The following is a 24,955-nucleotide window of genomic DNA, read 5'->3' as shown; positions in this document are numbered from 1 at the left end:
TCCTTCCCCATGCGGGGATGCGAAGATATTTCACAGAAAACCAGTCGCGTCGGCCTGTTGGCCGGCGCGCTGTTTTTTTGCCTGTCGTTTGGCGCCAGCAAACCGGCTTTGGCCGCCAATCAGCAGCTGGGCACCATGCAGTCCCAGATCAAAGAGCAACAGAAGACCATCAAGCTCAGCAAGCAGGAGCTTGCCAAGCTCAATACCCAGCTCAAGGCTGACGAGCAGGCCATCTCGGCCGCCGCCGCCAAACTCAACCAGACCAGGCAGCAGTTGAAGCAGAACCAGCAGACGCTGGCGACCCTGCAAAAAGACAAGCTGGCGCTGGAAGTTCAAGCCAAACATCAAAAGCAGTTGCTGGCCAAACAGGCGGAGAGCGCCTTTCAGGCGGGCAACCACGACTACCTCAAACTGCTGCTCAATCAGCAGGATCCGGCCAAACTGAGCCGCTCACTCGACTACTACGACTACCTCAACAAGGCCCGCATCGAGGCCATCGACGCCCTGCGTGCCACCCGCGACAAGCTGGCGAAAAACCAGCAAGCCACCAAAGAGACCGAGACCAGACTGCAAACCCTGCTTGCCGAACAGCAGGAGCATCACCAGACCCTGCTGGCCAGCCAGCAGAGCCGGGCCAAGGTGCGCAACCAGTTGCAGCAGTCGGTACAGGATGACGAGCAGAAGCTCACCAAGCTGGTCAAGGCGGAGAAAGCGCTGAAAGCCCGGCTGGAAGAGCTGCGCCGCAAGCGGGAAGAGCAGGAGCGCCGTGAACGGGCCGAGCGGGAACGGCTGGCCAAGCTGAAAGCGGAGCAGGAGCGTCAGCGCAAGCTGGCCGAACAACGCCGCGCCGAGCAACAACGACTCGCCGCCCAGCAGAACAAAACCGTCAAACAGGCAGAACCGGCCGAAGAGGTAGCCAGCAGCAAACCGGAGCGCGGCTCGGGCATCAGCAGTGCCGGTCACTATAGCGGCCTCAAGACCAATGGCAGCCTGCGCTGGCCGGTGCAGGGACCGATCCTCATCTCCTATGGCTCGCCCCGTACCGCCCAGCTCAAGTGGAAAGGCACCCTGATCGGCGCCAGCGAAGGAACCCAGGTCAAGGCGGTTGCACCGGGACAAGTGGTCTACGCCGACTGGCTCGACGGCTTCGGTATGCTGCTGGTGATCGACCACGGTAAAGGCTATATGAGCCTCTACGGTCATAATCAGTCGCTGCTGCGTCAGGTTGGCCAGAACGTGGAACAGGGTGAACCGGTGGCGCTGGTCGGTGACAGTGGCGGTCAGGACAGACCGGGCCTCTACTTCGAAATTCGCTATCAGGGCGAGGCGATCAACCCGACCAAATGGCTGGCCAAGGGTTGAGTCAACCCGGCCGACAAACGCATCACACGCTCAAAACAACAGCCTGCCTCACGCAGGCTTTTGTCGTTTCAGGAGTACAGCAACCCGCTGTCACCCCCATTTGATGAAAAATTACCTAATTTTTCGCTCGGCTCAGGGGAAGACAACCAGACCGATCTGCTCAAGCAAGGTCTGCTGCTGATCCTCGTTAATTTGCACCCCTTGCAGATCGACCCGGCGCAGATCCAGCCCCGGCAGATCGCACTGGCGCAGATCGCAGCCCTGCAGCTTGAAGCTGGTCCAGTCAATCTGGCCAAACTCGGAGCCGCTGAGATCGGAACCCACCAGCGAGGCACCAAACAGGTTGGCCCCCTGCCAACGGTTGCCGGTCAGCTCGCACTTCTCCAGCAGGCAGCCCTCGAAGCTGGCGTAGCTGAAGTTGTTGCCGGTCAGATGGGCCTCGCAGAAGTAGCTTTTCGCGGTGATCTGGTTGGCGAAGCTGGCATGGCTGAAGTTGATGCCGACCGCCTGACAGTCGCGCATCTCCAACCCCAGACACTGGCTGCGGCTGCAATCGGCCATGGTGAGATCACAGCGCAGAAAGCTGGCCTCGCGCAGATCGCAACCCTGCAACAGGCAGCCCCTCTCACTCTCCCGATCGTAGAAGCTGCAGTCGATGAAGCGGCTATCGCTCAGATCCAGCCAGGAGAAGTTGCAGCCGATAAAGCGGCACTCCGAGAACTGCTCCCCCTCCACATCCTGTTGCTCGAACTGGACATCCACAAACTGCTTGCCTCTGATCATCGGAAAACTCCTGCAAAAACGGCTTCATATGCTGACTTTATCCGCCAAAAACGGTAATGTTACATGTAACATCCACCCTGGACACCCCTATGAGCCCCACCCGCAAGCGCCGCCCCACCCTGCAAGATATCGCCGACCAGACCGGCGTGACCAAGATGACTGTCAGCCGCTATCTGCGCGACCCGCAGACCGTAGCGGAGGGGACCCGCGAGCGGATCGCGGCTGTGGTGGAAGAGCTGGGTTATATCCCCAACCGAGCGCCGGACATTCTCTCCAACGCGACCAGCAAGGCGATCGGCATCCTGATCCCCTCCCTCTCCAACCAGGTTTTCTCGGCGGTGATCCACGGCATCGAGTCGGTGACCCGACCGGCCGGTTACCAGACCCTGCTGGCCCACTACGGCTACAGCCCGGAGCGGGAGGAGGAGCAGGTCGCGTCCCTGCTCTCCTACCATGTGGATGGCCTCATCCTCTCCGACAGCCAGCACACAGAGCGCACCCGCAAGATGATCGCCACCGCCGGCATTCCGGTGGTGGAGACCATGGATCTGCCGCAAACCCCCATCGATATGGTGGTCGGTATGGACCATAGAGCCGCCGCCCGGGCCATGGTAACAGAGATGCTGCGCCGGGGCCGACGCAAGGTGGTCTATCTGGGGGCACGGCTCGACGTGCGCACCCAGCTGCGGATGGAGGGTTACTATCAGGCGATGACCGACTTCGGCCTCACCGGCCAGCATCTGCTGACCGAACAATCCTCCAGCTTCACTCTGGGGGGCGAGCTGCTGGATCAGGCGCTGGTACGCTATCCCGACCTCGACGGCCTGTTCTGCACCAACGATGACCTGGCGGTGGGTGCTCTGCTGCAGTGTCAGGCCAAGTGGATCCCGGTGCCCCAGCAGATCGCCATCGCCGGTTGCAACGCTCTCGACATCGGCCACGCCATGACCCCCAAACTGGCCAGTATCGCCACCCCGCGGGAAGCGATCGGTCGGGAGGCGGCCACCATGCTGCTGGCGCGTCTCAACGGCCAATCCCAACCCGACACCCGCAAGGATATCGGCTTCTCCCTCTATGTCGGGGAGAGTCTGGGGTAATCCCTTCCCGCACCCACTGAAGCCACGCTGATAGCAAACAGGCCACCCGAGGGTGGCCTGTTTGGTTTTCTGCACAACTGATGCTTAGCGTTTAACCAGTTCAACCGCTTCGCGGGAGAGGCGGGTTACCTCTTCCCAGTTGCCGCTCTTGACCGCATCAGCCGGCAGCATCCAGGAGCCGCCGACGGTGGCCACGCATTTGAGTGCCAGATAGTCGGCCACGTTTTTCGGGCCGATACCGCCGGTGGGGCAGAACTTCACCTGGGGCAGCGGGGCGGCAATGGCGGAGAGCGCCTTGGTACCGCCGTTCGCTTCGGCCGGGAAGAACTTCAGGTGGTCATAGCCCGCTTCCAGCGCCTGCATCACTTCAGACGGAGTGGCCACGCCCGGGATCAGCGGTGCGGTGCTCTTGGCCGCGTGGTCCAGCAGGGCCGGGGTCATCCCCGGGGAGATGACGAAGCGGGCACCGGCAGAGACGGCTGCGTCAAACTGCTCGCAGTTGAGCACGGTACCGGCACCAACCATGGCATCCGGCATCGCCTTGGCGATGAGGGCGATGGCATCGAGCGCCACCGGGGTGCGCAGGGTGATTTCGAAGACAGAGATGCCGCCGTCGAGCAGCGCCTTGGCCATCGGCAGGGCCTGATCCAGCTCGTTGATAACCATCACGGGTACCAGCGGGGAGGCGGCAAACACCTCGGCCGGGGTCACTTTCCAGTTCTGCATAGCTCTTCCTTAGTCAAAGATGGTAGCGCCACACTCGGCGCTCGATACCGCGCGACGCATCACGCTGAACAGTTCACGGCCCCACCCCTCTTGTTCCAGAGTGAGGTCAATCTCGGCCTGGGTACGGCCACTCAAATCGGTCAGACAGTCGAGGCTGCCGTTTACCGCGTCAACCCGCAGCAGGTCGCCGTCAGCAAGCAGGCCGATGGCCCCGCCGTGCAGCGCTTCCGGAGTGACGTGGATGGCGGCCGGGATCTTGCCGGAGGCGCCGGAGAGACGACCATCGGTGACCAGCGCCACCTTGTAACCCGCCTTCTGCAGGTTGCCGAGCACCGGCATCAGCTTGTGCAGCTCCGGCATGCCGTTGGCGGCCGGGCCATTGTGGCGCACCACGATCACGGCGTCCTGATTGAGATCGCCCGCCTTGTAGGCCGCTTCCACCGCATGCTGGGAGGAGAAGACCCGCGCCGGGGCTTCAATCACCCGATACTCGGGAGCCACGGCGGAGACCTTGACCACGGCGCGGCCCAGATTGCCCGCCAGCAGCTTGGTGCCGCCAGTGGTCTGGAACACGCTGCCGGAAGGTGACAACACGCTCGCATCGCCGCTCTCGCCCACCGGCTGCCATACCAACTGGCCATCGACCAGTGCCGGGCGGCTGAGGTAATCCTGCATCTCGCCAAAGACCGGTGTGGCATCCATGTGGATCAGCCCCTCTTGCGCCAGACGGCGCATCAGGCCGGGCACGCCGCCTGCCTGTTCGAAGGCGTTCACGTCGGCAGGGCCGTTCGGGTACATGCGAACCAAGAGCGGCACCACGTCGGAAAGATCGCTGATGTCATCCCAGGTCAGTACCAGACCGGCCGCGCGGGCCAGCGCCACCATGTGGATGCTGTGGTTGGTGCTGCCGCCGGAGGCGAGCAGGGCCACCAGACCGTTGACCAGCGAGCGCTCATCCAGCACCTCGCTCAGCGGGCGATAGGCCGGGGAGCCCGGGATCATGGCGCTGATGCGGCAGGCCGCTTCGGCGGTCAGGGCGCGGCGCAGCTCGCTATGGGGATGCACAAAAGCGGAGCCCGGCAGCATCAGGCCCATGGCCTCGAATACCAGCTGGTTGGTGTTGGCGGTGCCGTAGAAGGTACAGGTGCCTGCCGCGTGGTAGGCGCCGCACTCCATCTCCAGCAGGGCATCGCGACCCACTTCACCGGCAGCGTACTTCTGACGCACCTTCACCTTCTCGTCATTGCTGATGCCGCTCGCCATCGGGCCAGCAGGAACAAATGCAGTCGGCAGGTGAGCGTGGGAGAGGGCCCCCATGATCTGACCCGGAGCGATCTTGTCGCAGATACCGAGCAGCAGGGTGGCATCAAAGGTGTTGTGAGAGAGCGACAGTGCGGTCGCCTGGGCGATCAGGTCGCGGGAGAAGAGGGACATGTCCATCCCCGGCTGACCCTGAGTCACGCCGTCGCACATGGCGGGCACGCCGCCGGCGACCTGGGCACTGTGGCCCAGCTCGGCCAGCACCGCCTTGATCTGATCCGGATAGCCCTGATAGGGCTGATGGGCGCTCAGCATATCGTTGTAGGCGGTGACGATGCCGACGTTGGCGCGGGTCATATCGAGAATGCGACCCTTCTCGTCACTGCTGCAGGCGGCCACGGCGTGGGCCAGGTTGCCGCAGGCCAGCGCGGCGCGGGTCTTGCCCTGCTCTGCCTGACGCTGGATGCGGGCCAGAAATGCCTGACGACGGGCGACACTGCGCTCGCGGATGCGGGCGGTGACGTCGGAAATTACCTGATGAATCATTGGGCTTGCTCCAATGCTGTGACGGCGCGGTCAACCACCTGTTCGAAGGTGCCGTCTATATCAATGTGGAATACACCGGCTTCGCCATCCGGGCGCTCCAGGGTATCGAACTGACTTTGTACCATGCTTTCACGCATGAAGTGGCCCTTGCGGGCACGCATCCGCTCGAGGATCAGCGGCTGGCTGCCATCGAGGAAGATGAAGCTGACCGACTCGTTGCCTTCGCGGATCTGGTCGCGGTACTTCTTTTTGAGGGCGGAACAGACAATGATGCCGGTCTCGTTCTTCTGCTCGAGACTGTAGGCGGCGTCGCGGATCCGCTCCAGCCAGGGGGCACGATCCTCATCGTTGAGGGGGTTGCCGCCAGCCATCTTCTGGATGTTGGCCTTGGGGTGCAGGTCATCACCATCGATGAACTTGGCGCCCAGCGCTTCGGCCACTTTCAGACCCACGCTGGATTTGCCGCTACCACACACACCCATCACGATAATGCACTTACCCGCCATAATTTGACCTCTGTCCCACTTTTCAAAAAACCAGCTGTTGATGGGTTCTAATCTAACACGTTACCGGTAACATGTTACCGGTAACGATTGAAAATGTGAAGTCTGCCACAGACTGAGCAAACCCATAGTCACCTGGGCATATGATGTTGAGCCCTTGCCATAAATCTAAATAAATCATAAAGATATGGTTTGCCGACGGATCGGCAAGGTGTCACGACTGAACTTGGAAAAAGGAACGCATAACAATGTCTGACCTCTCCCTGATCATGACAGCCGCCGGCTCGATTGTGCTGCTGCTCTTCCTGGTGATGAAGGCCCGGCTCCACGCCGTGGTAGCCCTGATCCTGGTCTCCATGGTGGCGGGTCTTGCTGCTGGCATGAACCCGGCCGATATCGCCAACACCATCCAGAAAGGGATGGGTGGCACCCTCGGTTTCGTCGCGGTAGTGGTGGCGCTGGGCGCCATGTTCGGCAAGGTGATGGAAGTGACCGGTGCCCTCGACCGGGTGGCTCACACTCTGCTCGGCAAGTTTGGCGTCAAGCGCGCCAACTGGGCCATGGCCCTGACCGGCTTTGTCTGCGCCCTGCCGCTCTTCTTTGACGTGGCCGTGGTGCTGCTGATCGGCGTCGCCTTCGCCATCGTCCGTCGTGGCGGCGGCAGCGTTGTGAAGATCGGTATCGCCCTGCTGGCGGGTATCGCCACCTGTCAGGCGTTCCTTATTCCAGCGCCGGGCCCGATCCTGGTGGCTTCCCAGCTGGGTGCCGACTTCGGCTACATGATCCTGTTCGGCCTGATCGCCGCCGTACCGGCGCTGATCCTGGCGGGCCCGCTGTTCGGTGACTTCATCAGCAAGATCGTCGATGTACCGCTGCCTGCCGATGCCCAGAACAGTGTCCACGATGACAGCAAATCCCTGCCCTCCTTTGGGCTGGCCATGGGCCTCATCGGCCTGCCGCTGCTGCTGATCGGCCTCAAGACCATCGTCGGTCGTTTCGTCGAGGCGGGCTCCACCCTGCACAACTGGCTGGAGTTCATCGGTCACCCCTTCACCGCCATCATGGTCGCCTGTCTGGCCGCCTTCTATCTGCTGGGTATTCGCCGCGGCATGTCCCGTGACGAGGTGATGAGCGTCTGCAACAGCGCCATCCAGCCCGCCGGTGTCATCATCCTGGTGACCGGTGCCGGTGGCGTGTTCAAGCAGGTGCTGGTTGATTCCGGTGTGGGCGCCGCGCTTGGCAACATGCTGGCCGACTCCGGTCTGCCTATCGTCGCGCTGGCCTTCATTCTGGCCGCTGCGGTACGGGTGATTCAGGGCTCTGCCACCGTCGCCATGCTGACCGCCTGCGGTCTGGTGCTGCCGATGCTGGAACCCCTAGGTCTGAACGGCGCCCAGCTGGCGGCCGTCACCATCGCCATTGGTGGCGGTGCCATTGTGCTCTCCCACGTCAACGACTCCGGTTTCTGGCTGGCCAACCGCTACCTCGGCCTGACCGAGAAGCAGACCCTGCAGACCTGGACCGTGATGGAAACCATCATCGGCACCACTGGCGGCGTGATGGCGATGATCATCTACAGCTTCCTCTGACAAGGGCGAAATGCTGACAAAAAGGCCTCACTCGTGAGGCCTTTTTCATCTTTCTGATGATTCTTTCTTTGGCTGAGAGGGCGAGATTGCTAGAATCGCCTATTCATCGCTCCGAGTGGAACGCTTAACCCCGTGATTTCAGGTTTATCTATGCATTCATCGGCCCATTATCGACAACTGCTGGCGCGCCTGCCCCAGATCGCCGTCGCAGCGGATCAGTTTGAAGTGCTCTACAGCGCCCAGGATTTCAAACGCCGCATTCTTGCGCTTATCGCCAGTGCCACCCGGCGCATCTATCTGGTCGCGCTCTATCTGCAGGATGACGAAGCAGGCCGGGAGATCCTCGCCGCCCTCTACGCCGCCAAGCAGCGCAATCCGGCCCTCGACATCAAGCTGTTCGTCGACTTCCACCGTGCCCAGCGCGGCCTGATCGGCAAAGGCAAGCAGGGCGGCAACCACCTGATGTATCAGGCCATGGCTGCCGAACACGAGCACCAGATCGAAATCTACGGCGTGCCGGTCAAGGGGCGCGAGCTGCTCGGCGTGCTCCACCTCAAGGGCTTCATCTTTGATGATGTGGTGCTCTACTCCGGTGCCAGCCTCAACGACATCTACCTGCACCAGCAGGATCGCTACCGCTTCGATCGCTATCACCAGATCACCAGCCCGGAGCTGGCCCGCAGCATGGTCAACTATGTGGATGACCTGTTCGTGAAGAGCGACGCGGTGCAGCGACTGGATCACAGCGATATCCCCAGCGCCAAGCAGCTGAAGGGGCCGATCCGCCGCTTCAAGCAGAACCTGCGCCAGAGCCAGTACCGTTTCAGCACCATGCCGGTCAACACCCAGGAGGTGGCCGTCACCCCCATGGTGGGTCTGGGCAAGCGTAACAATCAGCTCAACCTGATGATCCGCAATCTGGTGCGCGCCACCGAGCGGGAGATCTTCATCTGCACCCCTTACTTCAACCCGCCCAAGGAGTTGAGCAAGGATATCGAGGATCTGCTGCAGCGCGGTTGCAAAGTCACCATCGTAGTGGGCGACAAGACCGCCAACGACTTCTTCATTCCGCCGGAAGAGAAGTTCTCCACCATCGGTGGCCTGCCCTATCTCTACGAGACCAACCTGCGCAAGTTTGCCGAGCGCAACCAGCGCCACATCGACGACGGTCGCCTCAACCTGATGCTCTGGTGTTGCGAGCGCAACTCCTACCATCTCAAGGGGATCTTCGTGGATGACGAGTGGGCCCTGCTCACCGGCAACAACCTCAACCCCCGCGCCTGGGCGCTGGATCTGGAGAATGGCCTGCTGGTGCACGATCGTCGCCACCTGCTGCGTCCCCAGTTCAACGCGGAGCGGGAGAACATCCTGACCAACACCAAGCGGATCAGCCACTTCGATCAGGTGGAACAGATTCAGGACTACCCGGAACAGGTGCGCAAGCTGCTGGGACGGATCCATCGGGTCAAGGCCCATTTGCTGCTCAAACGCATCATCTGACCCTGGGCGCCATGCACCCGCACCTTGCCTGTTGGCAACCACACAAAGGCCTCCCGTTTTCGGCAGGCCTTTGTCATATCCGCCGTTTCCCCCGCCTTGGCGGCCCTGCCAGCAGCAACTCGGCTTGCATCGGCCCCTCAACAACCCCTATCATCTGGACATATTTACAGTGTTTTCGGGCATCTAATTGATGAAATTGGATAAAATTCCTCTCGATAGCCTCAAGGGTGTCGGCAGCAAGATGCTGGAGAAGCTCGAGCGACTGGGGCTGGCCACGGTACAGGATCTGCTGTTCCACCTCCCCCTGCGCTACGAGGACCGCACCCAGGTATGGCCCATCGGCGATCTGCCACCCGGGCTGCACGGCGCTGTCGAGGGCGAAATCCAGGACACTCAACTGGTGATGGGGCGCCGCCGCATGATGGTCTGTCGCATCAGCGATGGCACCGGCACCCTCACCCTGCGCTTCTTCAACTTCACCGCCGCCCAGAAAAACAGTCTGGCGGCGGGCCGTCTGATCCGCTGCTTTGGCGAGGTGCGCCCCGGCAAATACGGGCTGGAGATGGCCCACCCCGAGTACAAGCTGCTCGGCGAGGAGCAGGCCGGCCAGACCGAAGAGGCGCTCACCCCCGTCTACCCGACTACCGAAGGGCTGCGCCAGCTCACCCTGCGCAACCTCACCGATCAGGCGCTGGCCCAGCTCGACCTCTATGGCGTGGAGGAGCTACTGCCCGCCGGCCTCTATCCCCATCAGATTGAACTGGCTGCCGCCCTGAAATTGCTGCACCGCCCGCCTCCCTCGGTGGCGCTGCCGCTGCTGGAAAGCGGCCAGCATCCGGCCCAGCAGCGACTGGTACTGGAGGAGCTGCTGGCTCACAACCTCTCGGTACTCAAGGTGCGCGCTCAGGCGCAAACCCAGCTGGCTCGCGCGCTCAAACCGGCGCCCGAGCTGGTTGAACAGCTGCTCGGCGCCCTGCCGTTCAAGCCCACCGGCGCCCAGAGCCGGGTAGTGACCGAGATAAGTAAGGATCTGCAACAGAGCCACCCCATGATGCGGCTGGTGCAGGGTGACGTAGGCTCCGGCAAGACCCTGGTCGCGGCGCTGGCCGCCCTGCAAGCTATCGGCAACGGCTGTCAGGTGGGCTTGATGGCGCCGACCGAGCTGCTGGCGGAACAGCACGCCATCAACTTCGCCAAGTGGCTGGAGCCGCTCGGCATCGGAGTCGGCTGGCTGGCGGGCAAACAGAAAGGCAAGGCGCGGGAAGAGTCGCTGGCCGCGATCAAAGATGGCAGCGTCAAGATGGTGGTGGGCACCCACGCCATCTTTCAGGAGCAGGTGGTGTTCCAGCGCCTCGCCTTGGTCATCATCGATGAACAGCACAGATTCGGGGTGCATCAGCGCCTCGCCCTGCGCGAGAAAGGGGAGCGGGAGGGGGTACATCCCCATCAGCTCATCATGACCGCTACCCCCATCCCCCGCACCCTGGCGATGACAGCCTATGCCGACCTCGACACCTCGATCATCGACGAACTGCCGCCGGGCCGAACCCCTATCACCACGGTGGCGCTGCCCGACAGCCGTCGCGGCGATGTGATCGAGCGGGTCAAGCTCGCCTGCACTGAGGGCAAGCAGGCCTACTGGGTCTGCACCCTGATCGAGGAGTCGGAGGTGCTGGAGTGCCAGGCCGCCGAGGATACCGCCGCCGAGCTGCAGAACCTGCTGCCCGGTCTGCATATCGGGCTGGTGCACGGCCGGATGCGGCCGGTGGAGAAACAGCGGGTGATGGAGGAGTTCAAGGCGGGCATACTGCAACTGCTGGTCGCCACCACCGTCATCGAGGTGGGGGTGGATGTGCCCAACGCCAGCCTGATGATCATCGAGAACCCGGAACGGCTCGGGCTGGCGCAGCTGCACCAGCTGCGCGGCCGGGTTGGCCGGGGCGCGGTGGCCTCTCACTGCGTGCTGCTCTATCATGCCCCCTTGTCCAAGACGGCCCAGAGCCGACTCGGGGTGCTGCGGGAGACCAACGACGGCTTCCTCATCGCCCAGCGCGATCTGGAACTGCGCGGCCCGGGGGAACTGCTCGGCACTCGCCAGACCGGTCTGGCCGATCTCAAGATCGCCGATCTGGTGCGGGATCAGCCGCTTATTCCACAGGTGCAAAAGATGGCGCGCTTCCTCATGGATAGGCACCCAAGCCATGTCGAACCCTTGATTCGCCGTTGGCTCGGTCTGCGAGACCACTACTCAAACGCCTGACAACACATCCCAAAACAGGAGGAAAGCACTTATGAATTCCTGGCTACGCGGCCTGCTCTACACCTTCGCCTTCCTGCTGCTATTTGTCTGGGTTGCCCTCGGCCTGTTCGACGCCGAGCGCGCCAAAGGCCCCATCGCCAGCTGGATCAGCCAGCAGACCGGCGTGCCGGTCACCATAGGGCGACTGGTGTTCAACCCGCTCCACCCCTACACCCTGCTGGCGGAGCAGGTGCGCTACGGCGATGCGGTCTCCCTCGACAAGATCTATCTGGAGATCGAGAGCATCGACTGGCTGAGCCGCGACGTGCGCATTGCCCATCTCGATCTCATTCGTCCCGCCATCAAGCTGCCGCTGCCCAACCAGCTGCCCAGCCTGCCGGTGCACTCCCTCACCATCAGCGACAGCACCATAGACAGGCTCAGTCTGGAGAGCAGCGAGCTGACCCTGCGCGGCCTCAATGCCACCCTGAGCAACTGGGAGCTGATCGATTCGAAACGGCAACCACAGGCCAACCTGAGCCTCAATATCGGCCAGCTGGAGACTCCGCAATTCACCTTCGCCCGTCTCAGCCTGCAAGGACGGCTGGAGGGGGAAGTGCTGCGCAGCGACAAGCTGGTGACCAACCTGTTCGACGGTCTGCTGGAGACCGGCATGGTGCTGGACTGGCCCGCCCGCACCCTGCAACTGCACGATCTCAAGGCGCGCGGCATGAGGGTGGAGCTGGGAGATCTGACACAACAAGGCTTTCCGCAGCGCTTCCCGTTGCAAAGCGTGTCGCTGGATCGCGGTCAGCTGGACGGCGTCAGCCTCAACGACATCAATCAGGAACTCTCCTTCAACAACTTCAGCGGCCAGCTCACCGCCTTCAACTGGCAGGCGGGCAGCCAGCCCACCGGCTATCTGAGCGGCACCCTGGGCGACATGGGCCGCGGCCTGTTCCAGCTGGAGGAGATCAAGGGCAAGCTCGCCTTCTCGCCCCAGCAGATCGACGGCGAACTGCAGGGCAAGGCCTATGAAGGGGCGTTCAATGTCGAGCTCTCCCTCGATACTCAACAACAAAAGCTGACTCTGAAAGACGTGGCGCTGAGCGGCATGGATATCAGCCTGCCGCAAGGGTGGTGGCAGGATTGGCAGAGCTGGCGCCCGCAGCAGGTGGATATCCGCAAGCTGGCGTTCGACAAGCTCAAGGTGCTCTCCTTCGACGATACCCTGCCCCTGTCGCTGACCGGCTGGCAGCTCTATCTGAGCGATCTCGCCCTGCGCGATAACCAACCCGGCCCGCTGCTCGGCCGTGCCCGCATCGAAAGCAAGTGGTTCGAGCTGGTGTGGGATGGCCTCAGCGCCCGCAACGGCGAGCTGGATGGGGAACTGACCCCCAGCTCGTGGCAGTTGGGCAAACTCACCAGCTCGCTGCCGGATGAGGGCACTCTCAGCCTGAGTGGCCAGTGGGGCCGCGAACCAGGCCAGAGCAGCCGCCTGCAGTTGCAGGCAACCAAGCTGGATCTGCAGCAGTGGGGCAAGATACTCCACTCCCCGGTCTCCTTCGCTGGCAAGGCGGACGTGAGCGCCGACCTGCAAGCCGAACACGGCAAGACAGCTGGCGAGTGGCGCCAGACCCTGCAAGGCAGCTTTGCCCTCGATGCCGATGAGCCGTTCTGGGACAAGGTGAAGATAGATCCGCTGCTGGATGAGTGGTTCAAGGGGGCAACCCCACCCACCCTGACGCCGGATCAGCTGTGGCAGGCGATGCAGGAGGGTGACACCCCCTTCTACCGCATCAAGCTGCAAGGCAAGATCGACAAGGGGCAACTGCAGATCGAGCAGGCTGGCGCCTCCACCATCACCCATCTGCTGGCGCTGCAAGGGGGGATCGATCTGGTCAACGAGCAGTGGCAGCTCGATCTGGGGGTGCTCAATGGTAACCGCTGCGCCGAGCTGCTCGGCCAGTGGCGCGGGCCGTTGACAGAACCCACACTGGCCTGGAGCTTCCCGCAGAAGCAGGACGCCTGCGGCTGGGAAGTGGGAGTACGCTATCCGCCGCAAGGCAACAGCGCCCCGCTCTGGCGACCGGCTCCCGCGCCGAAAGCCCAAGCCCAAGTGCAGACCCAAGCCGGACCGACAAGCGACAGCCAGCAAGGGTAAAAACAGACAAGGCCTCATGATGAGGCCTTGTTGTTTGATGGGGAAACGACGCGGTTACTGGCCCGGGCGGCGGGGCGGCTGCACCACATAGTGGCCGCAAAACTCCGCCGCCAGCTTGCTGCCGCTGAACAGCTGGATCTTGAGGCTGAAGGTGGCAGGCTCGCCCCGTTTGAGCGGCTGCAGCACGGCGGGCATCCCCTCGCGGGCCACTCGCGCCTCGGGCTCCTCATCGACCGGGCCATGATATTTGATGGTGCTCTCGGCCAGCACCGGCTCGCCCACCAGCCCCTCCTCTTTAAGCTGCAGCCAGATCAGCCCCCAGCCCGCCAGCACGCACTGGCTGTAGACACTGCCGGCAAACATGCTGCCATGCACGTTGAAGTTGGCCGCCAGATTGGCCTTGAGGTGGAAAGTCTGGCCATCGTAGTGGCTGATGTGCATCCCCATCTTCTCGCTGATGGGTACCCCGCGCGACCAGCGGGTGGTGAGATCCTGACACCACTCCGGCCGGTACTGGATAGTCTGCAACGGGCTCAGGGATTTGATCATCTGGCGATGGGGAATCCGGCCAAAGGAGACGGGGCCGCCCCCCACTTCGAGAAAGCCGCACTTGCGATAGAACTCCACCGCTTCCTGACGGGCGTTCATCACCAGCCGTTTCACCTTCTCGCTGCGGGCCAGCTCCTCGAGATCCTCCACCATTCGGGCGCCCAGCCCCTGACCGCGATATTCCGGACGCAGCGCCATAAAGCGGATCTGCGCCTCGTCACCGCCGATAAAGAGGCGCCCCACCGCGATGGGAGTGCCATCGGGGGCCAACATCAGCCGGTGAATGGCGACGGTGTCGTATTCGTCCCGCTCGGAACCGACGGGCAGATTGAAGGGCTTACGCAGAAGTTCCCAGCGCAACTGGTAGTAGGCATCCAGCTCGGCTGCCGTTTGGGGGGTGACCACCCGGTACATAGATCGATCCTTGAGTTACACTGGTCGGAAACCATCTTGCCGTGCAAATTCATGGACTTCAATCTGCAAGCGTACCAAGCCGATCACTTGTTGCACCTCAGCGTCAAACCCCAGCGCCGCCTCACCGTGCAGGAAAACAACCAGCACCGCTGGCTGGAGATAGACGGCGTGGTGCAATCCGCCATGTCGCTCGCCGACCCCGCGACCCTCTGTCTGCCCCATCAACGGGTCATCGCCTGCCTGCTGCCGGAGCGGGCTGAGCAGATCCTCGAACTGGGTCTGGGTGGCGGCGATCTCACCCGCCACCTGAGTCAGCGCTGGCCCGATGCACGCCACGAGTGCGTCGACCTCGACGAAGAGGTGCTGACCGTTTATCAGCAGTTTTTCCAGCATCAGGAGAGCGATGAACGCGCTGCTCCGGCACTCCATCAGGCCGATGCCCTCGCCTTTCTGGAGCAGAGCGAGCAGCAGTACGACCTCATCCTGCTCGATCTCTTCAGTCAGGATGGCAACCCGCTGCTGCTGTTTCAGGAGCGGCTCTACCGGGCGCTGGCTCCCCGCCTCTGCGGCACTCTGGTCATCAACCTGTTGCCGCGCACCGCACTTGAGCTAACCCACGCCCTGACACTGATAGAACAGTGGATTGGCCCGGCCACCCCCTATCCGGTCGCAGGGCTCATCAACGTGATCGTCCACGTCATACCGCGGGATCAGGCATCCTCAGACCTGTAGCCAGAAGGTAACCGGGCCGTCGTTGACCAGCGCCACCTTCATGTCGGCGGCAAAACGCCCGGTTGCGGTCGGGATGCCGCTGGCAGCAGCCTTCGCCACGAAGTAGTCATAGAGGCGTTCGGCCTCGCTCGGGTGGGCACCGCAGGAGAAGCTGGGGCGCATCCCGCTCTTGGTATCGGCCGCCAGGGTAAACTGGGAGACCACCAGCAGGCTGCCACCGATCTGGCTGACATTGAGGTTCATCTTGCCGTTCTCGTCACTGAAGACCCGATAGCCGCTCACCTTGTGCAGCAGCTTGTCGGCCTTGGCCTCATCATCCCCCTGCTCCACCCCGAGCAGCACCAACAACCCCTGACCGATGGCGCCGGTCACCTCCCCCTCGACGGTCACGCTGGCCTCGGAGACCCGCTGAATCAGTGCAATCACATCCCTCTCCTCTCAAAACAGAACGACCGCCCCGGCTCGATTGCAGGGGCGGTCGTCGATGCTACCAATAAACCGATGGCCAAGGCGATGGCTTAGACAAGCTCCTCGCTCGCCGGCTTCTCGTACTCGCCGAGGCAGGCGGTAGTCTCCGCACCAAGCAGCACCACCAGCCAACTCAAATAGACCCAGACAAACAGGATCGGGATGGTGGCCAGCGCGCCGTAGATGGCCTGATAGGAGGGGAAGCTGGTGATGTAGATGGCAAAGCCGCGCTTGGCCAGCTCGAACAGGGTCGCCGCCACCAGCGCGCCGATAAAGGCGTGTGCCAGCCGCACCTTGCAGTTCGGTACCACGGTATAGACCAGCAGGAAGGTGAGCACCGAGAAGAGGAACGGCAAGCCGCGCAGCAGCAGATAGCCGATGCCAAACAGGCTCTCGGCGCCAAACAGCCGCAGCGAGAAGATGTAGGAGGAGATGGCGATACTGGCCCCGATAAGCACGGGCCCCAGGGTCAGGATCATCCAGTACATGGCAAAGGCCTGCGCCAGCGGGCGGCCCTGGGTCGAACGCCAGATGTAGTTGAGGTTCTTGTCGATGGCGGAGATCAGCATCAGCGCCACCACCACCAGCGCCCCGATCCCCACCGCAGTGGTGTTGGTAGCATTGGCGACGAAGCCATCGATGTACTCCTTGAGCACCTCTCCCGCCGTCGGTACGAAGTTGTGGTAGACGAACTGCTCCATCGCCTGCTTGAGGCTCTGGAACACCGGGAAGGCGGACATCATGCCAAAGACCACGGCAATCATCGGCACCAGCGAAAGCAGGGTGACATAGGCCAGATAGCCGGCGGTAACCGTCAATCTGTCCTGCTGGAAACGGCCCCAGACAAACTGGGCAAAGTGGCGACCATCATGGCGCAAGAAGGAGAGGGCGTGGGCCAAACGGCCGCTGACAGGCTGCTGCATCTTGATTCTCGTTAGCGTCATAGTGGCAATATTGTGTCAGAGGAGAGCGCTGTTTGACCACCTTTGAACCCGATTTGCCCCCATCTCCCCCAACCTGTCACCCGTATGGCGTCTCTGTCTGTCGCCAGAAGCAGAGATAAAAACGGCCCCGATATGGGGCCGTTTGCAACGCCGGATTACAGCATGTAGTCCGCAGCCAGCTCGATGCGGGCGACGCCGGAGGCCACCGCCGCCAGCGCCACGGCGCGGGCTACGCGCGGCAGCAGACGGGCATCCATCGGCTTGGGAATAACGTAATCCTTGCCGAAGGCGAGCTCGCTCACCCCGGCGGCGGTCAGTACCTCGGCCGGCACCGGCTCCTTGGCCAGCGCACGGATCGCCTCGACCGCGGCAATCTTCATGGCATCGTTGATGCGGCTGGCACGGGCATCGAGGGCACCGCGGAAGATGAAGGGGAAACAGAGCACGTTGTTAATCTGGTTCGGGTAATCGGAGCGACCGGTACCCATGATGAGGTCGCTGCGCACCCCGTGGGCCAGCGCCGGCTTGATCTCCGGATCCGGGTTGGAGCAGGCGAAGATCACCGGATTGGGCGCCATCAGGGCGACCGCTTCGGCGGGCAACACGTCTGGGCCGGAAACACCGACAAACACATCCGCCCCTTCGATGACATCCATCAGGGTGCGCAGCGGGGTCTCGTTGGCGAAGCGCTGCTTGTACTTGTTGAGATCGCTGCGGCCGGTGTGGATAACACCCTGACGATCCAGCATGAAGATGTTGTGCGCTCTGGCGCCACACTTGATCAGCAGATCCATGCAGGCGGTGGCGGCAGCCCCAGCCCCCATGCACACAATGCGGCTGTCACTGATCTGCTTGCCTTGCACTTCCAGCGCGTTGAGCAGACCGGCGGCGGTGACGATGGCGGTACCGTGCTGGTCATCATGGAACACCGGAATATCGCAGCGTGCGATCAGCGCCTCTTCAATCTCGAAACACTCAGGTGCCTTGATATCTTCCAGATTGATGCCACCGAAGGTATCGGCGATGGCCGCCACCGTGTCGATGAACTGCTGGCTGGTCTCGTGCTTCACCTCGATGTCGATGGCGTCGATGCCGGCAAAGCGCTTGAACAGCAGGGCCTTGCCCTCCATCACCGGCTTGGAGGCCAGCGGCCCCAGATTACCCAGACCCAGAATGGCGGTGCCGTTGGAGATGACGGCCACCAGATTGCCCTTGCCGGTATAGCGATAGGCATCGGCCGGGTTGGCGGCGATCTCGCGCACCGGCTCGGCAACACCCGGGCTGTAGGCCAGCGCCAGATCACGGGCGGTTTCGGCAGGCTTGGTCAGGGCGATGGCAATTTTGCCCGGTACGGGCAGGGCGTGGTAATCGAGTGCTTCTTGACGCAGATCGGACATGGGGGACCCCGATGTGGTTGGTGCAAATGAGGTGCCGACAGGGGGCACACAGAAGGGCGGGGATCATAAAAGAAAGCGGTGGGCATGCCCAGCAGATCATGCTGCCGCTAGCCAGATCAGACCAGTTATTTCAGCACCTTACCCCACCCACACCTACCACTTTAGTTATAGATTCTGCCGCGTGGGATAAAAATGGAGCAAAAAGGGCGGCAAATTGGCCTTGCCGCCCTTTCTGTCAGTGCTGTAGACCTGACTCAGTTGCCCAGATAGACCGGCAACAGATTTGCCATCGACAGGAAGTGGAACAGCGCGGTCGCCAATCCGAACAGGATCAGCAGCCAGGCCATCAGCTTGCCGCCGGGGGTGACGAAGTGGGGGGTCACTTCGCCCCGCTCGGCCCGCGCCCGGGTGCGCAGCACCAGCAATGCCGGGATGATGCAGGTCCAGATGGTGGCGGCGGCACCGGCATAGCCGATGGCCAGCAGGAAGCCGAACGGGAAGAGCAGGGAGAGCACCAGCGGCGGCAGGAAGGTGACCGCCCAGGTCTTGCTGCGACCGACGCGGCTGTTGTCGAACTTGAACAGATCAGCCAGATAGTCGAACACCCCGAGCCCCACCCCGATAAAGGAGGAGAGAATGGCCGCCATGGAGAAGCCGTTGATGGCGCTGGCCACCTTCTCCGATTCGATCACCCCTGAAAGCGCGGAGAGCAGCACACTCACGTCTCCCCCTTTGGCAATCACAGGGGCAAAATCCTGACGGGGCAGGTTGCCGAAGATCCCCAGCAGCCAGAGCACGTAGAGCGCCAGCGCGATCAGGGTTCCCCCCAGAATGGCCCATCTGGCCTGCTGCTCGTTCTGGTAATAGGCACGCAGGGAGGCAACAGAGTGGTGATAGCCAAACGAGGTGAGCGCCACCGGCAGCATTGCCATGGCATAGGGGGCGTAGCGACTCTCGCTGCCCGCCAGATCGAGCAGGGTCGGCAGCTTGATACTGCCGAGCAGCCCGGCCACACCGAGGGCGAAACTGAGGATCATAAAGGCGATCAGCACCACAGAGATGCGGTCAACGGCGCGAGTCGAGTGCCACACCACCGCAGAGAAGAGCGCCACGAACAGCACGGACGCGAGCTTGCTGTCGATCCCCAGTATCCCCTGCAGGATGGCACCGGAGGAGGTGATATAGGCGTAGAGCAGAATGCCGCCAACAAAGTAGACCGAGAGGTTGTTGAGGAGATTGAGCTTCTCCCCCAGCAGCTCGCGAGTCACGGTATTGAAGGAGACCCGCATATCGTGGTGCTGGAAGGATTCCAGCAACATCCAGCCGGAGAGGGTCATCATCACCATGGTGACGGTCAGCGCCAGCACCGACCAGAGGGTCCAGGCCCCCGCCCCCGAACTCGGCAGACCGAGCATGCCGGCTCCCACGCAGACGCTGGCAATGATGCAGGCGCCCCCCAAAATTGACGGTTTTTTCTTCATAATCCCTTCTTTTTCTGACTGATTATCTATCCGCGGTAAACAAGACCGCGGCATGATGCCAGCCTTTGCCATGAGACGCCTACCACTATCTGCCATTACCGGGCATGGTCGCCGCATAAAAAATGCCCCGAACGGGGCACTCTATCAGCGGGAATGGTGTGAAGAGGGGTTAATCCATCACCGGGATACCTGCCCTCGCTTCGGCCTGACGGGCGATGGCTTCTGTCATCCCCTGAAAAATGAAGAGGTGGAACGGCAGCATGGCGAGCCAGTAGGCCAACCCCCAGGCGCCCTGCGGGTGCCAGTGAGCGGTGACCCGGATGCGGGTCAACCCGGACTCCTCCGGCAGGATGTTGAACTCCAGCCGCCCGACGCCCGGGGCCTTCATGTTGAACAAGAGATCGAGCCTGCGCCCCTCATCCACCCCGAGGATCTGCCAGGAGTCGAGCATATCCCCCTTCACGAAGCGATCGGGATTGGTGCGGCCACGGGTGCGGGCCGGGCCACCGATCAGATGATCCATCCATTCGCGCACCACCCACAGCTGGTTCATGTAGAAGTAGCGCTGCTCACCCCCCAGCTGCTGCAACACCTGCCACACCACCTCGGGAGAGGCGAGGCAGATGGCCTCGCCGCTGGCGGTACGGTCATAGAAACCATATTCGGGATGGCGCCAGCGCAGGCCGAGCGGCGTCTCCTGCCCCTGCTGCTCCGCACCCAGCTTCTGCTCCAGCGCCAGACTCTCCGCCAGCGCCTCGTCGAAGCTGAGCAGGGTCTGCGGCAGCAGGGCACGCAGCGGGCCATCGTCGGCCGGAATATCGTGCTTGAGACCGCCCACCAGCGCCTTGGCCACCGGCTGCGGCACAGAGGTGACAAACTGCAGCCACCAGGCGGAGAGGCGCGGACTCAGAAACGGGATGGGAATGATGGGGCAGCGCTTGCCGATATGGGCAGCGAACTTCTGCAACTGCTGCTGATAGCTGAGCAGCTCGGGGCCGACCGCATTGAAGATGCGCCCATCCACCTCGTCGGCTTCCACCAGCCCACCCAGATAGTGAAGCAGGTTGGACAGCGCAATCGGCGGCGTGCGCGAGCGCACCCATTTGGGCGTCACCATCATCGGCAGGTTGAACACCAGATCCCGCATCACCTCGAACGCCGCTGACCCTGGCCCGATGATGATGCCGGCGCGCAGCTCCACCGTCGGCACACCGGAGTCACGAAACAGCTCGCCGCAATGGCGGCGGGAGTTGAGATGGCGACTGTTGCACTGCTCGGGCTGGATTGCCCCGAGATAGATGATACGGCGCACCCCGGCAGCACGGGCGGCGGCAGCGAAGTTCTTTACCCCCTGCTGCTCCAATCGGTGAAAATCTGCCCCCGCCCCCATGGCATGCACCAGATAGAAGACGGTATCTATGCCCGCCAGCGCAGGCAGCAAGGAGATCGGCTTGAGGCTGTCGGCGAGGCGAAACTCGACCCCCTCAGGCAAGCGGCAGGGACGGCGCGCCCCGGCAATCACCCTGTAGCCCAGCGTTTGCAGGTGAGGCACCAGATAGGAGCCTATATAGCCCGCTGCCCCCATCACCAGACAGTTTCTCATCCTCTCTCCCCTTCCCTTGTCGTCCCGGCTACCGGGCTGGCAACCTGAATGCCCATCATCCAGCCTCACCGTCACTTTGCAACATGGAACTAACAATTCTGCCTGTTAGTCCGATTTGGTGTTAATCCCGGTTCATTTATTGGTCGATAACTGACCAGATGTATAGCCCGAGGGCGAAGATATGCGCATCGATCACTACGACCTCCAGGGGGAGGTGCAATACCGGCAGCAACAGGCACAAGCCCGCAAGGTGCGCAGACTGGGGCCGGTCGCGCCACAGGCCACTGGCGTGAGCGGAACGGCCGCCACACCGCCATCCGACGAGCAGCGAACCACCCTGATGCAGAGCAGTGCCCTGACGCTGCAAGCCAGCAGCCGGAGCAATACCCAGACTCCCCCGCAGACGGCCGCCGCGCCAACCAAGGCGGAGGGGAGCAAAAATCAGGAGGAAAACGGCGTTCCCAACGACGGGCTCGACAACCACCAGCGGCTTATCAAGCTGATGATCGAGGCGATGCTGGGCCACGAGATAGAGCTGCCGGATCCGATCAAACCGACCGACCAGAGCGCGGAGGAGGTGAACTCCCCGACGGGCGACAGCAGTCAACCCGCCGCCGAGCCGGATCAACTGGTGGAAGTAACCGACAGCCTGCTGCAAAAAGAGCAGCTCAACGTGGTGGCGGCGGCGAACTTGCAGACCCAGGATGGCCAGACCCTGCAGCTGGATCTGGGCTTTGTGCTGGACTGGCGCCAGCTCGACATCAGCCAACGTCGCACCACCCTCAATGCCCTCAAGGATCCGCTGGTGCTCAGCCTGGACGGCAAGATAGCCGGCCTGACCGACGCCCGGGTCAATTTCGACCTCGATCAGGATGGCAAGGCGGACAGCCTGCCCGGCCTGAGTGAAGGGAGCGGCTTCGTGGCGCTGGATCGCAACGGCAACGGCACCATAGATGATGGCGGTGAGCTGTTTGGCGCCCGCTCCGGCAACGGGTTTGGCGAGCTGGCGACCCTGGATGAGGATGGCAATGGTGTGCTGGACGAGCGGGACAGCCAGTTCTCGGCGCTGCAGTTCTGGCAGCCGGACCAGTCACCCATCGCCCTGGTGGAGTTGGGGATCGGCGCCATCCTGCTGCACCCCCTCGACACCCCCTTCAACCATCTGGGGGAGAGTGGCAATCAGGGGGTGCTGCGCCAGTCCGGCCTCTATGTGACCGAGCAGGGCAAGGGAGGCTGGGTGCAGCAGGTAGACCTGCGGGTCTGAGCCCTGCGCCCGCATGACAAACCCGGTCGCTGACGCTGCACGTTGGCGACCGCTTCACCGTCAGCGACCAGAATCCGACTCAGTTCAGTTCGGTGGGGTCTATGTCGAGGCTCCAGCGTACCCGCTTGGTCTCGGGCCATCCCTCCAGCTCCTTCACCGCCCAATCCAGCAGCTGGGCCAGTGGCGCCCGGTTCGGCCCCTGTACCAGCAACTGCATGCGAAACTTGCCCGCCTTGCGCTCCATGAAGCCGCTGATGGGCCCCAGCACCTGCACATGTGGGTAGCGGGCGCTGCGCAGGGTGTCGGCGAGGCGGGCGAGGAACAGCTGCACCTCGTCGCGGCCGTTGGCCTCGGCCCGAAACAGCCCCTGATAGCTGAACGGGGGCAGCCCCAGCAGGCGGCGCTCCTTCAGCGCCGTGTCGGCGAAATGGCCGTAGCCATTCTGGGTCAGGTCCTGCAGCAGGGCGTGCTCGGGATGGTGGCTCTGCAGCACTACCAGCCCCGGCTTGCTGGCGCGGCCGGCGCGGCCCGCCACCTGGGTGTAGAGCTGGGCCAGCTTCTCGGCGGCGCGAAAATCGGCGCTGAACAGGGCGCCATCCACATCCAGCAGTCCTACCAATGTCACGTCCGGGAAGTGGTGGCCCTTGGCCAGCATCTGGGTGCCGATCAGGATCTTGTACTTGCCCGCCTTGATGTCGCCGAGGTGGGTCTCCAGCTCCCCCTTGCGACGGGTGTTGTCCCGATCGATGCGCACCACCGGATATTGCGGGAACACGGTGCCGAGCAACTGCTCCAGCTGTTCGGTGCCCACCCCGGAGCCGATCAGTTCGTTGCTACCACACTCGGGGCAGTGGTGGGGCAGCGGACGCACGCTGTCGCAGTGGTGGCAGTGCAGCCGCCGTCCGGCCTGGTGCCAGGTGTACCAGGCGTCGCAGCGCTCGCAGGCGGCACTCCAGCCGCACTGGTGGCAGATCAGGGCCGGCGCATAGCCACGGCGGTTGAGAAACAGCATCACCTGGTTGCCGGCCGCCAGATGCTCTGCCATCAGCTGTTCCAGCTGGGGGGAGAGCCCCGCCTGCAGCCGCACGTTCTTGATGTCCAGGATCACCTGGCGGGCGGTCTGGGCGTTGCCAGCGCGCCGGGTCAGGCTGAGGTGGTGATACTTGCCGCTGCGGGCGTTGTGCAGCGTTTCCAGCGACGGGGTGGCTGAGCCCAGCAGGATGGGAATACCGGCGCGATGGGCCCGCATCACCGCCAGATCCCGCGCGTGGTAGCGAAAGCCATCCTGCTGCTTGAAGGAGCCGTCGTGCTCCTCGTCGATGATGATGATGCCGAGGTCGTGAAACGGGGTGAACACCGCGGAGCGGGTGCCGATCAGGATGGCGGCGCCGCCGTCGCGGCAGGCCAGCCAGGCATCGAGCCGCTCCCGATCGTTCATGGCCGAGTTCATCGCCACCACGGGCACGTTGAAGCGGCGGCGAAAGCGGTTGATGGTCTGCGGGGTGAGGCCTATCTCCGGCACCATCACCAGCGCCTGCTTGCCCGCCTTGAGCAGGGGCTCGAGGATGCTCAGGTAAACCTCGGTCTTGCCGGAGCCGGTGATGCCGTCCAGCAAAAAGGCGCCAAACTTGTCGCTCTGGCTGGTGACAGCAGAAACGGCCAGCGCCTGCTCGCCGTTGAGGCGAAGCCCCTCGCCCGGCTCGAAGCGGGCGGCCCAGTCACCCTCATGGCTTGGCTCCAGCGAGCGCTTCTCCAGCAGCCCCTTCTTCTCCAGTGCGCTGAGTGCTGCACTCTGGATCTCCTCCTGCTTGAGGGCGGAGGGGGTCTGCGGCCCCTTGCGCAGCAAGGCGAGGGCCTGCTGCTGCTTGGCCGCCCGCTTGAGCTCGTTGAGATCGACCGCCATGCCGGCCTCGGTGGCGAACCAGAACTCCAGCTCACGATAGGCGGCGGGCTCCCCCTTGCGCACCAGCACCGGCAGGGCGTGGGGCAGTACCTCCCCCAACGGGTGCTGGTAATAGCTGGCACTCCAGTTCATCAGCGCCAGAATATCTGGCCCCAGCACCGGCGCCGCATCCAACACCCGCTTGATGGGTTTGAGCTTGTTGCGCGGTACCTGGCTGTCGGCCGGGTGATCCACCACCAGTCCGACCAGGGTTTGCGGGCCGAACGGAATCTCGACCCGGCAGCCGGGGGCCGGCAAGGGCAGGGGGGAGAGATAGTCGAAATGACGGCGTAACGGTACCGGCACAGCCACACGAACCAGATCCAGGGTTTGGGAAGAATTCACCAGAGATTGCCTATTTTTTCTGCGAAGCCACTTGCCTGATCTCAGGC

Annotated in this window: 19 protein-coding genes; 8 read left to right on the top strand and 11 right to left on the bottom strand. The window is 62.9% G+C overall.

Annotated elements, in window-relative coordinates:
* Positions 1-9: 9 nt before the first annotated feature.
* Positions 10-1,362 (top strand): murein hydrolase activator EnvC, encoded by a 1,353-nt coding sequence (envC, locus tag AB5Y73_RS13080; protein ID WP_181497004.1) that lies wholly within the window; start codon positions 10-12, stop codon positions 1,360-1,362.
* Positions 1,363-1,494: 132 nt separating this feature from the next.
* On the opposite strand, the gene AB5Y73_RS13075 is transcribed toward envC, so the two are convergent.
* Positions 1,495-2,145, bottom strand: coding sequence for a Qnr family pentapeptide repeat protein (locus AB5Y73_RS13075; protein ID WP_181497003.1), 651 nt, complete (start codon positions 2,143-2,145; stop codon positions 1,495-1,497).
* A gap of 89 nt (positions 2,146-2,234) precedes the next feature.
* Here AB5Y73_RS13075 and AB5Y73_RS13070 point away from each other — a divergent pair, with 89 nt between their 5' ends.
* Positions 2,235-3,242, top strand: coding sequence for a substrate-binding domain-containing protein (locus AB5Y73_RS13070; protein WP_076493932.1), 1,008 nt, complete (start codon positions 2,235-2,237; stop codon positions 3,240-3,242).
* Between the two features lie 84 nt (positions 3,243-3,326).
* Here AB5Y73_RS13070 and AB5Y73_RS13065 read toward each other — a convergent pair whose 3' ends face one another.
* The 3 genes from AB5Y73_RS13065 to AB5Y73_RS13055 are packed head-to-tail and all read right to left on the bottom strand — an operon-like array spanning position 3,327 to position 6,280.
* Positions 3,327-3,968, bottom strand: a complete 642-nt coding sequence (locus tag AB5Y73_RS13065) for a bifunctional 4-hydroxy-2-oxoglutarate aldolase/2-dehydro-3-deoxy-phosphogluconate aldolase (RefSeq protein WP_181497002.1) — start codon at positions 3,966-3,968, stop codon at positions 3,327-3,329.
* Positions 3,969-3,977: 9 nt separating this feature from the next.
* A complete protein-coding gene (gene edd, locus AB5Y73_RS13060) occupies positions 3,978-5,774 on the bottom strand; it encodes a phosphogluconate dehydratase (RefSeq protein WP_181497001.1) in 1,797 nt (598 codons plus the stop codon).
* A complete protein-coding gene (locus tag AB5Y73_RS13055; protein ID WP_005340649.1) occupies positions 5,771-6,280 on the bottom strand; it encodes a gluconokinase in 510 nt (169 codons plus the stop codon). The genes edd and AB5Y73_RS13055 overlap by 4 nt, the downstream gene beginning before the upstream one ends.
* A gap of 245 nt (positions 6,281-6,525) precedes the next feature.
* Between AB5Y73_RS13055 and gntU the strand changes: the two genes are divergently transcribed.
* The 4 genes from gntU (at position 6,526) to AB5Y73_RS13035 (ending at position 13,769) form a co-directional block, all read left to right on the top strand.
* Positions 6,526-7,866: a gluconate transporter gene (gene gntU / locus AB5Y73_RS13050; RefSeq protein ID WP_005355418.1), complete on the top strand. Its 1,341-nt coding sequence runs from the start codon at positions 6,526-6,528 to the stop codon at positions 7,864-7,866.
* 150 nt (positions 7,867-8,016) lie between these two features.
* Positions 8,017-9,366, top strand: a complete 1,350-nt coding sequence (gene pssA, locus AB5Y73_RS13045; protein WP_162518267.1) for a CDP-diacylglycerol--serine O-phosphatidyltransferase — start codon at positions 8,017-8,019, stop codon at positions 9,364-9,366.
* Positions 9,367-9,556: 190 nt separating this feature from the next.
* Positions 9,557-11,626, top strand: a complete 2,070-nt coding sequence (gene recG / locus AB5Y73_RS13040; RefSeq protein WP_279499379.1) for an ATP-dependent DNA helicase RecG — start codon at positions 9,557-9,559, stop codon at positions 11,624-11,626.
* A 31-nt stretch (positions 11,627-11,657) separates the two neighbouring features.
* Entirely contained in the window at positions 11,658-13,769 is a 2,112-nt protein-coding gene (locus tag AB5Y73_RS13035) for an AsmA family protein (protein WP_368147753.1), read from the top strand.
* Between the two features lie 54 nt (positions 13,770-13,823).
* Here AB5Y73_RS13035 and AB5Y73_RS13030 read toward each other — a convergent pair whose 3' ends face one another.
* Positions 13,824-14,732 (bottom strand): bifunctional GNAT family N-acetyltransferase/hotdog fold thioesterase, encoded by a 909-nt coding sequence (locus AB5Y73_RS13030; RefSeq protein WP_255911660.1) that lies wholly within the window; start codon positions 14,730-14,732, stop codon positions 13,824-13,826.
* A gap of 51 nt (positions 14,733-14,783) precedes the next feature.
* Here AB5Y73_RS13030 and AB5Y73_RS13025 point away from each other — a divergent pair, with 51 nt between their 5' ends.
* Positions 14,784-15,464 (top strand): spermidine synthase, encoded by a 681-nt coding sequence (locus AB5Y73_RS13025; RefSeq protein WP_279499663.1) that lies wholly within the window; start codon positions 14,784-14,786, stop codon positions 15,462-15,464.
* Here the strand turns inward: AB5Y73_RS13025 and dtd are convergent.
* The 5 genes from dtd to AB5Y73_RS13000 form a co-directional block, all read right to left on the bottom strand.
* Positions 15,453-15,890, bottom strand: a complete 438-nt coding sequence (dtd, locus tag AB5Y73_RS13020) for a D-aminoacyl-tRNA deacylase (RefSeq protein ID WP_033138812.1) — start codon at positions 15,888-15,890, stop codon at positions 15,453-15,455. The genes AB5Y73_RS13025 and dtd overlap by 12 nt on opposite strands.
* 92 nt (positions 15,891-15,982) lie before the next feature.
* Positions 15,983-16,855, bottom strand: a complete 873-nt coding sequence (locus tag AB5Y73_RS13015) for a virulence factor BrkB family protein (protein WP_159162703.1) — start codon at positions 16,853-16,855, stop codon at positions 15,983-15,985.
* A 176-nt stretch (positions 16,856-17,031) separates the two neighbouring features.
* Positions 17,032-18,273, bottom strand: a complete 1,242-nt coding sequence (locus AB5Y73_RS13010; protein WP_111900460.1) for a malic enzyme-like NAD(P)-binding protein — start codon at positions 18,271-18,273, stop codon at positions 17,032-17,034.
* Between the two features lie 254 nt (positions 18,274-18,527).
* Complete coding sequence (locus tag AB5Y73_RS13005; RefSeq protein WP_139442314.1) at positions 18,528-19,754, bottom strand: aromatic amino acid transporter; 1,227 nt, start codon at positions 19,752-19,754, stop codon at positions 18,528-18,530.
* Between the two features lie 169 nt (positions 19,755-19,923).
* Positions 19,924-21,357: a DUF2867 domain-containing protein gene (locus tag AB5Y73_RS13000; RefSeq protein ID WP_181496997.1), complete on the bottom strand. Its 1,434-nt coding sequence runs from the start codon at positions 21,355-21,357 to the stop codon at positions 19,924-19,926.
* Between the two features lie 181 nt (positions 21,358-21,538).
* Between AB5Y73_RS13000 and AB5Y73_RS12995 the strand changes: the two genes are divergently transcribed.
* Complete coding sequence (locus tag AB5Y73_RS12995; protein ID WP_368147747.1) at positions 21,539-22,621, top strand: hypothetical protein; 1,083 nt, start codon at positions 21,539-21,541, stop codon at positions 22,619-22,621.
* Between the two features lie 79 nt (positions 22,622-22,700).
* Here AB5Y73_RS12995 and priA read toward each other — a convergent pair whose 3' ends face one another.
* On the bottom strand, positions 22,701-24,908 hold the full coding sequence (priA, locus tag AB5Y73_RS12990; RefSeq protein ID WP_279973348.1) for a primosomal protein N': 2,208 nt from the start codon (positions 24,906-24,908) through the stop codon (positions 22,701-22,703).
* Positions 24,909-24,955 lie beyond the last annotated feature (47 nt).

It is taken from the genome of Aeromonas sp. s7(2024) (assembly GCF_040907825.1).
Lineage (GTDB): Bacteria > Pseudomonadota > Gammaproteobacteria > Enterobacterales > Aeromonadaceae > Aeromonas > Aeromonas veronii.
This window is presented reverse-complemented; position numbering and strand designations above follow the sequence as displayed.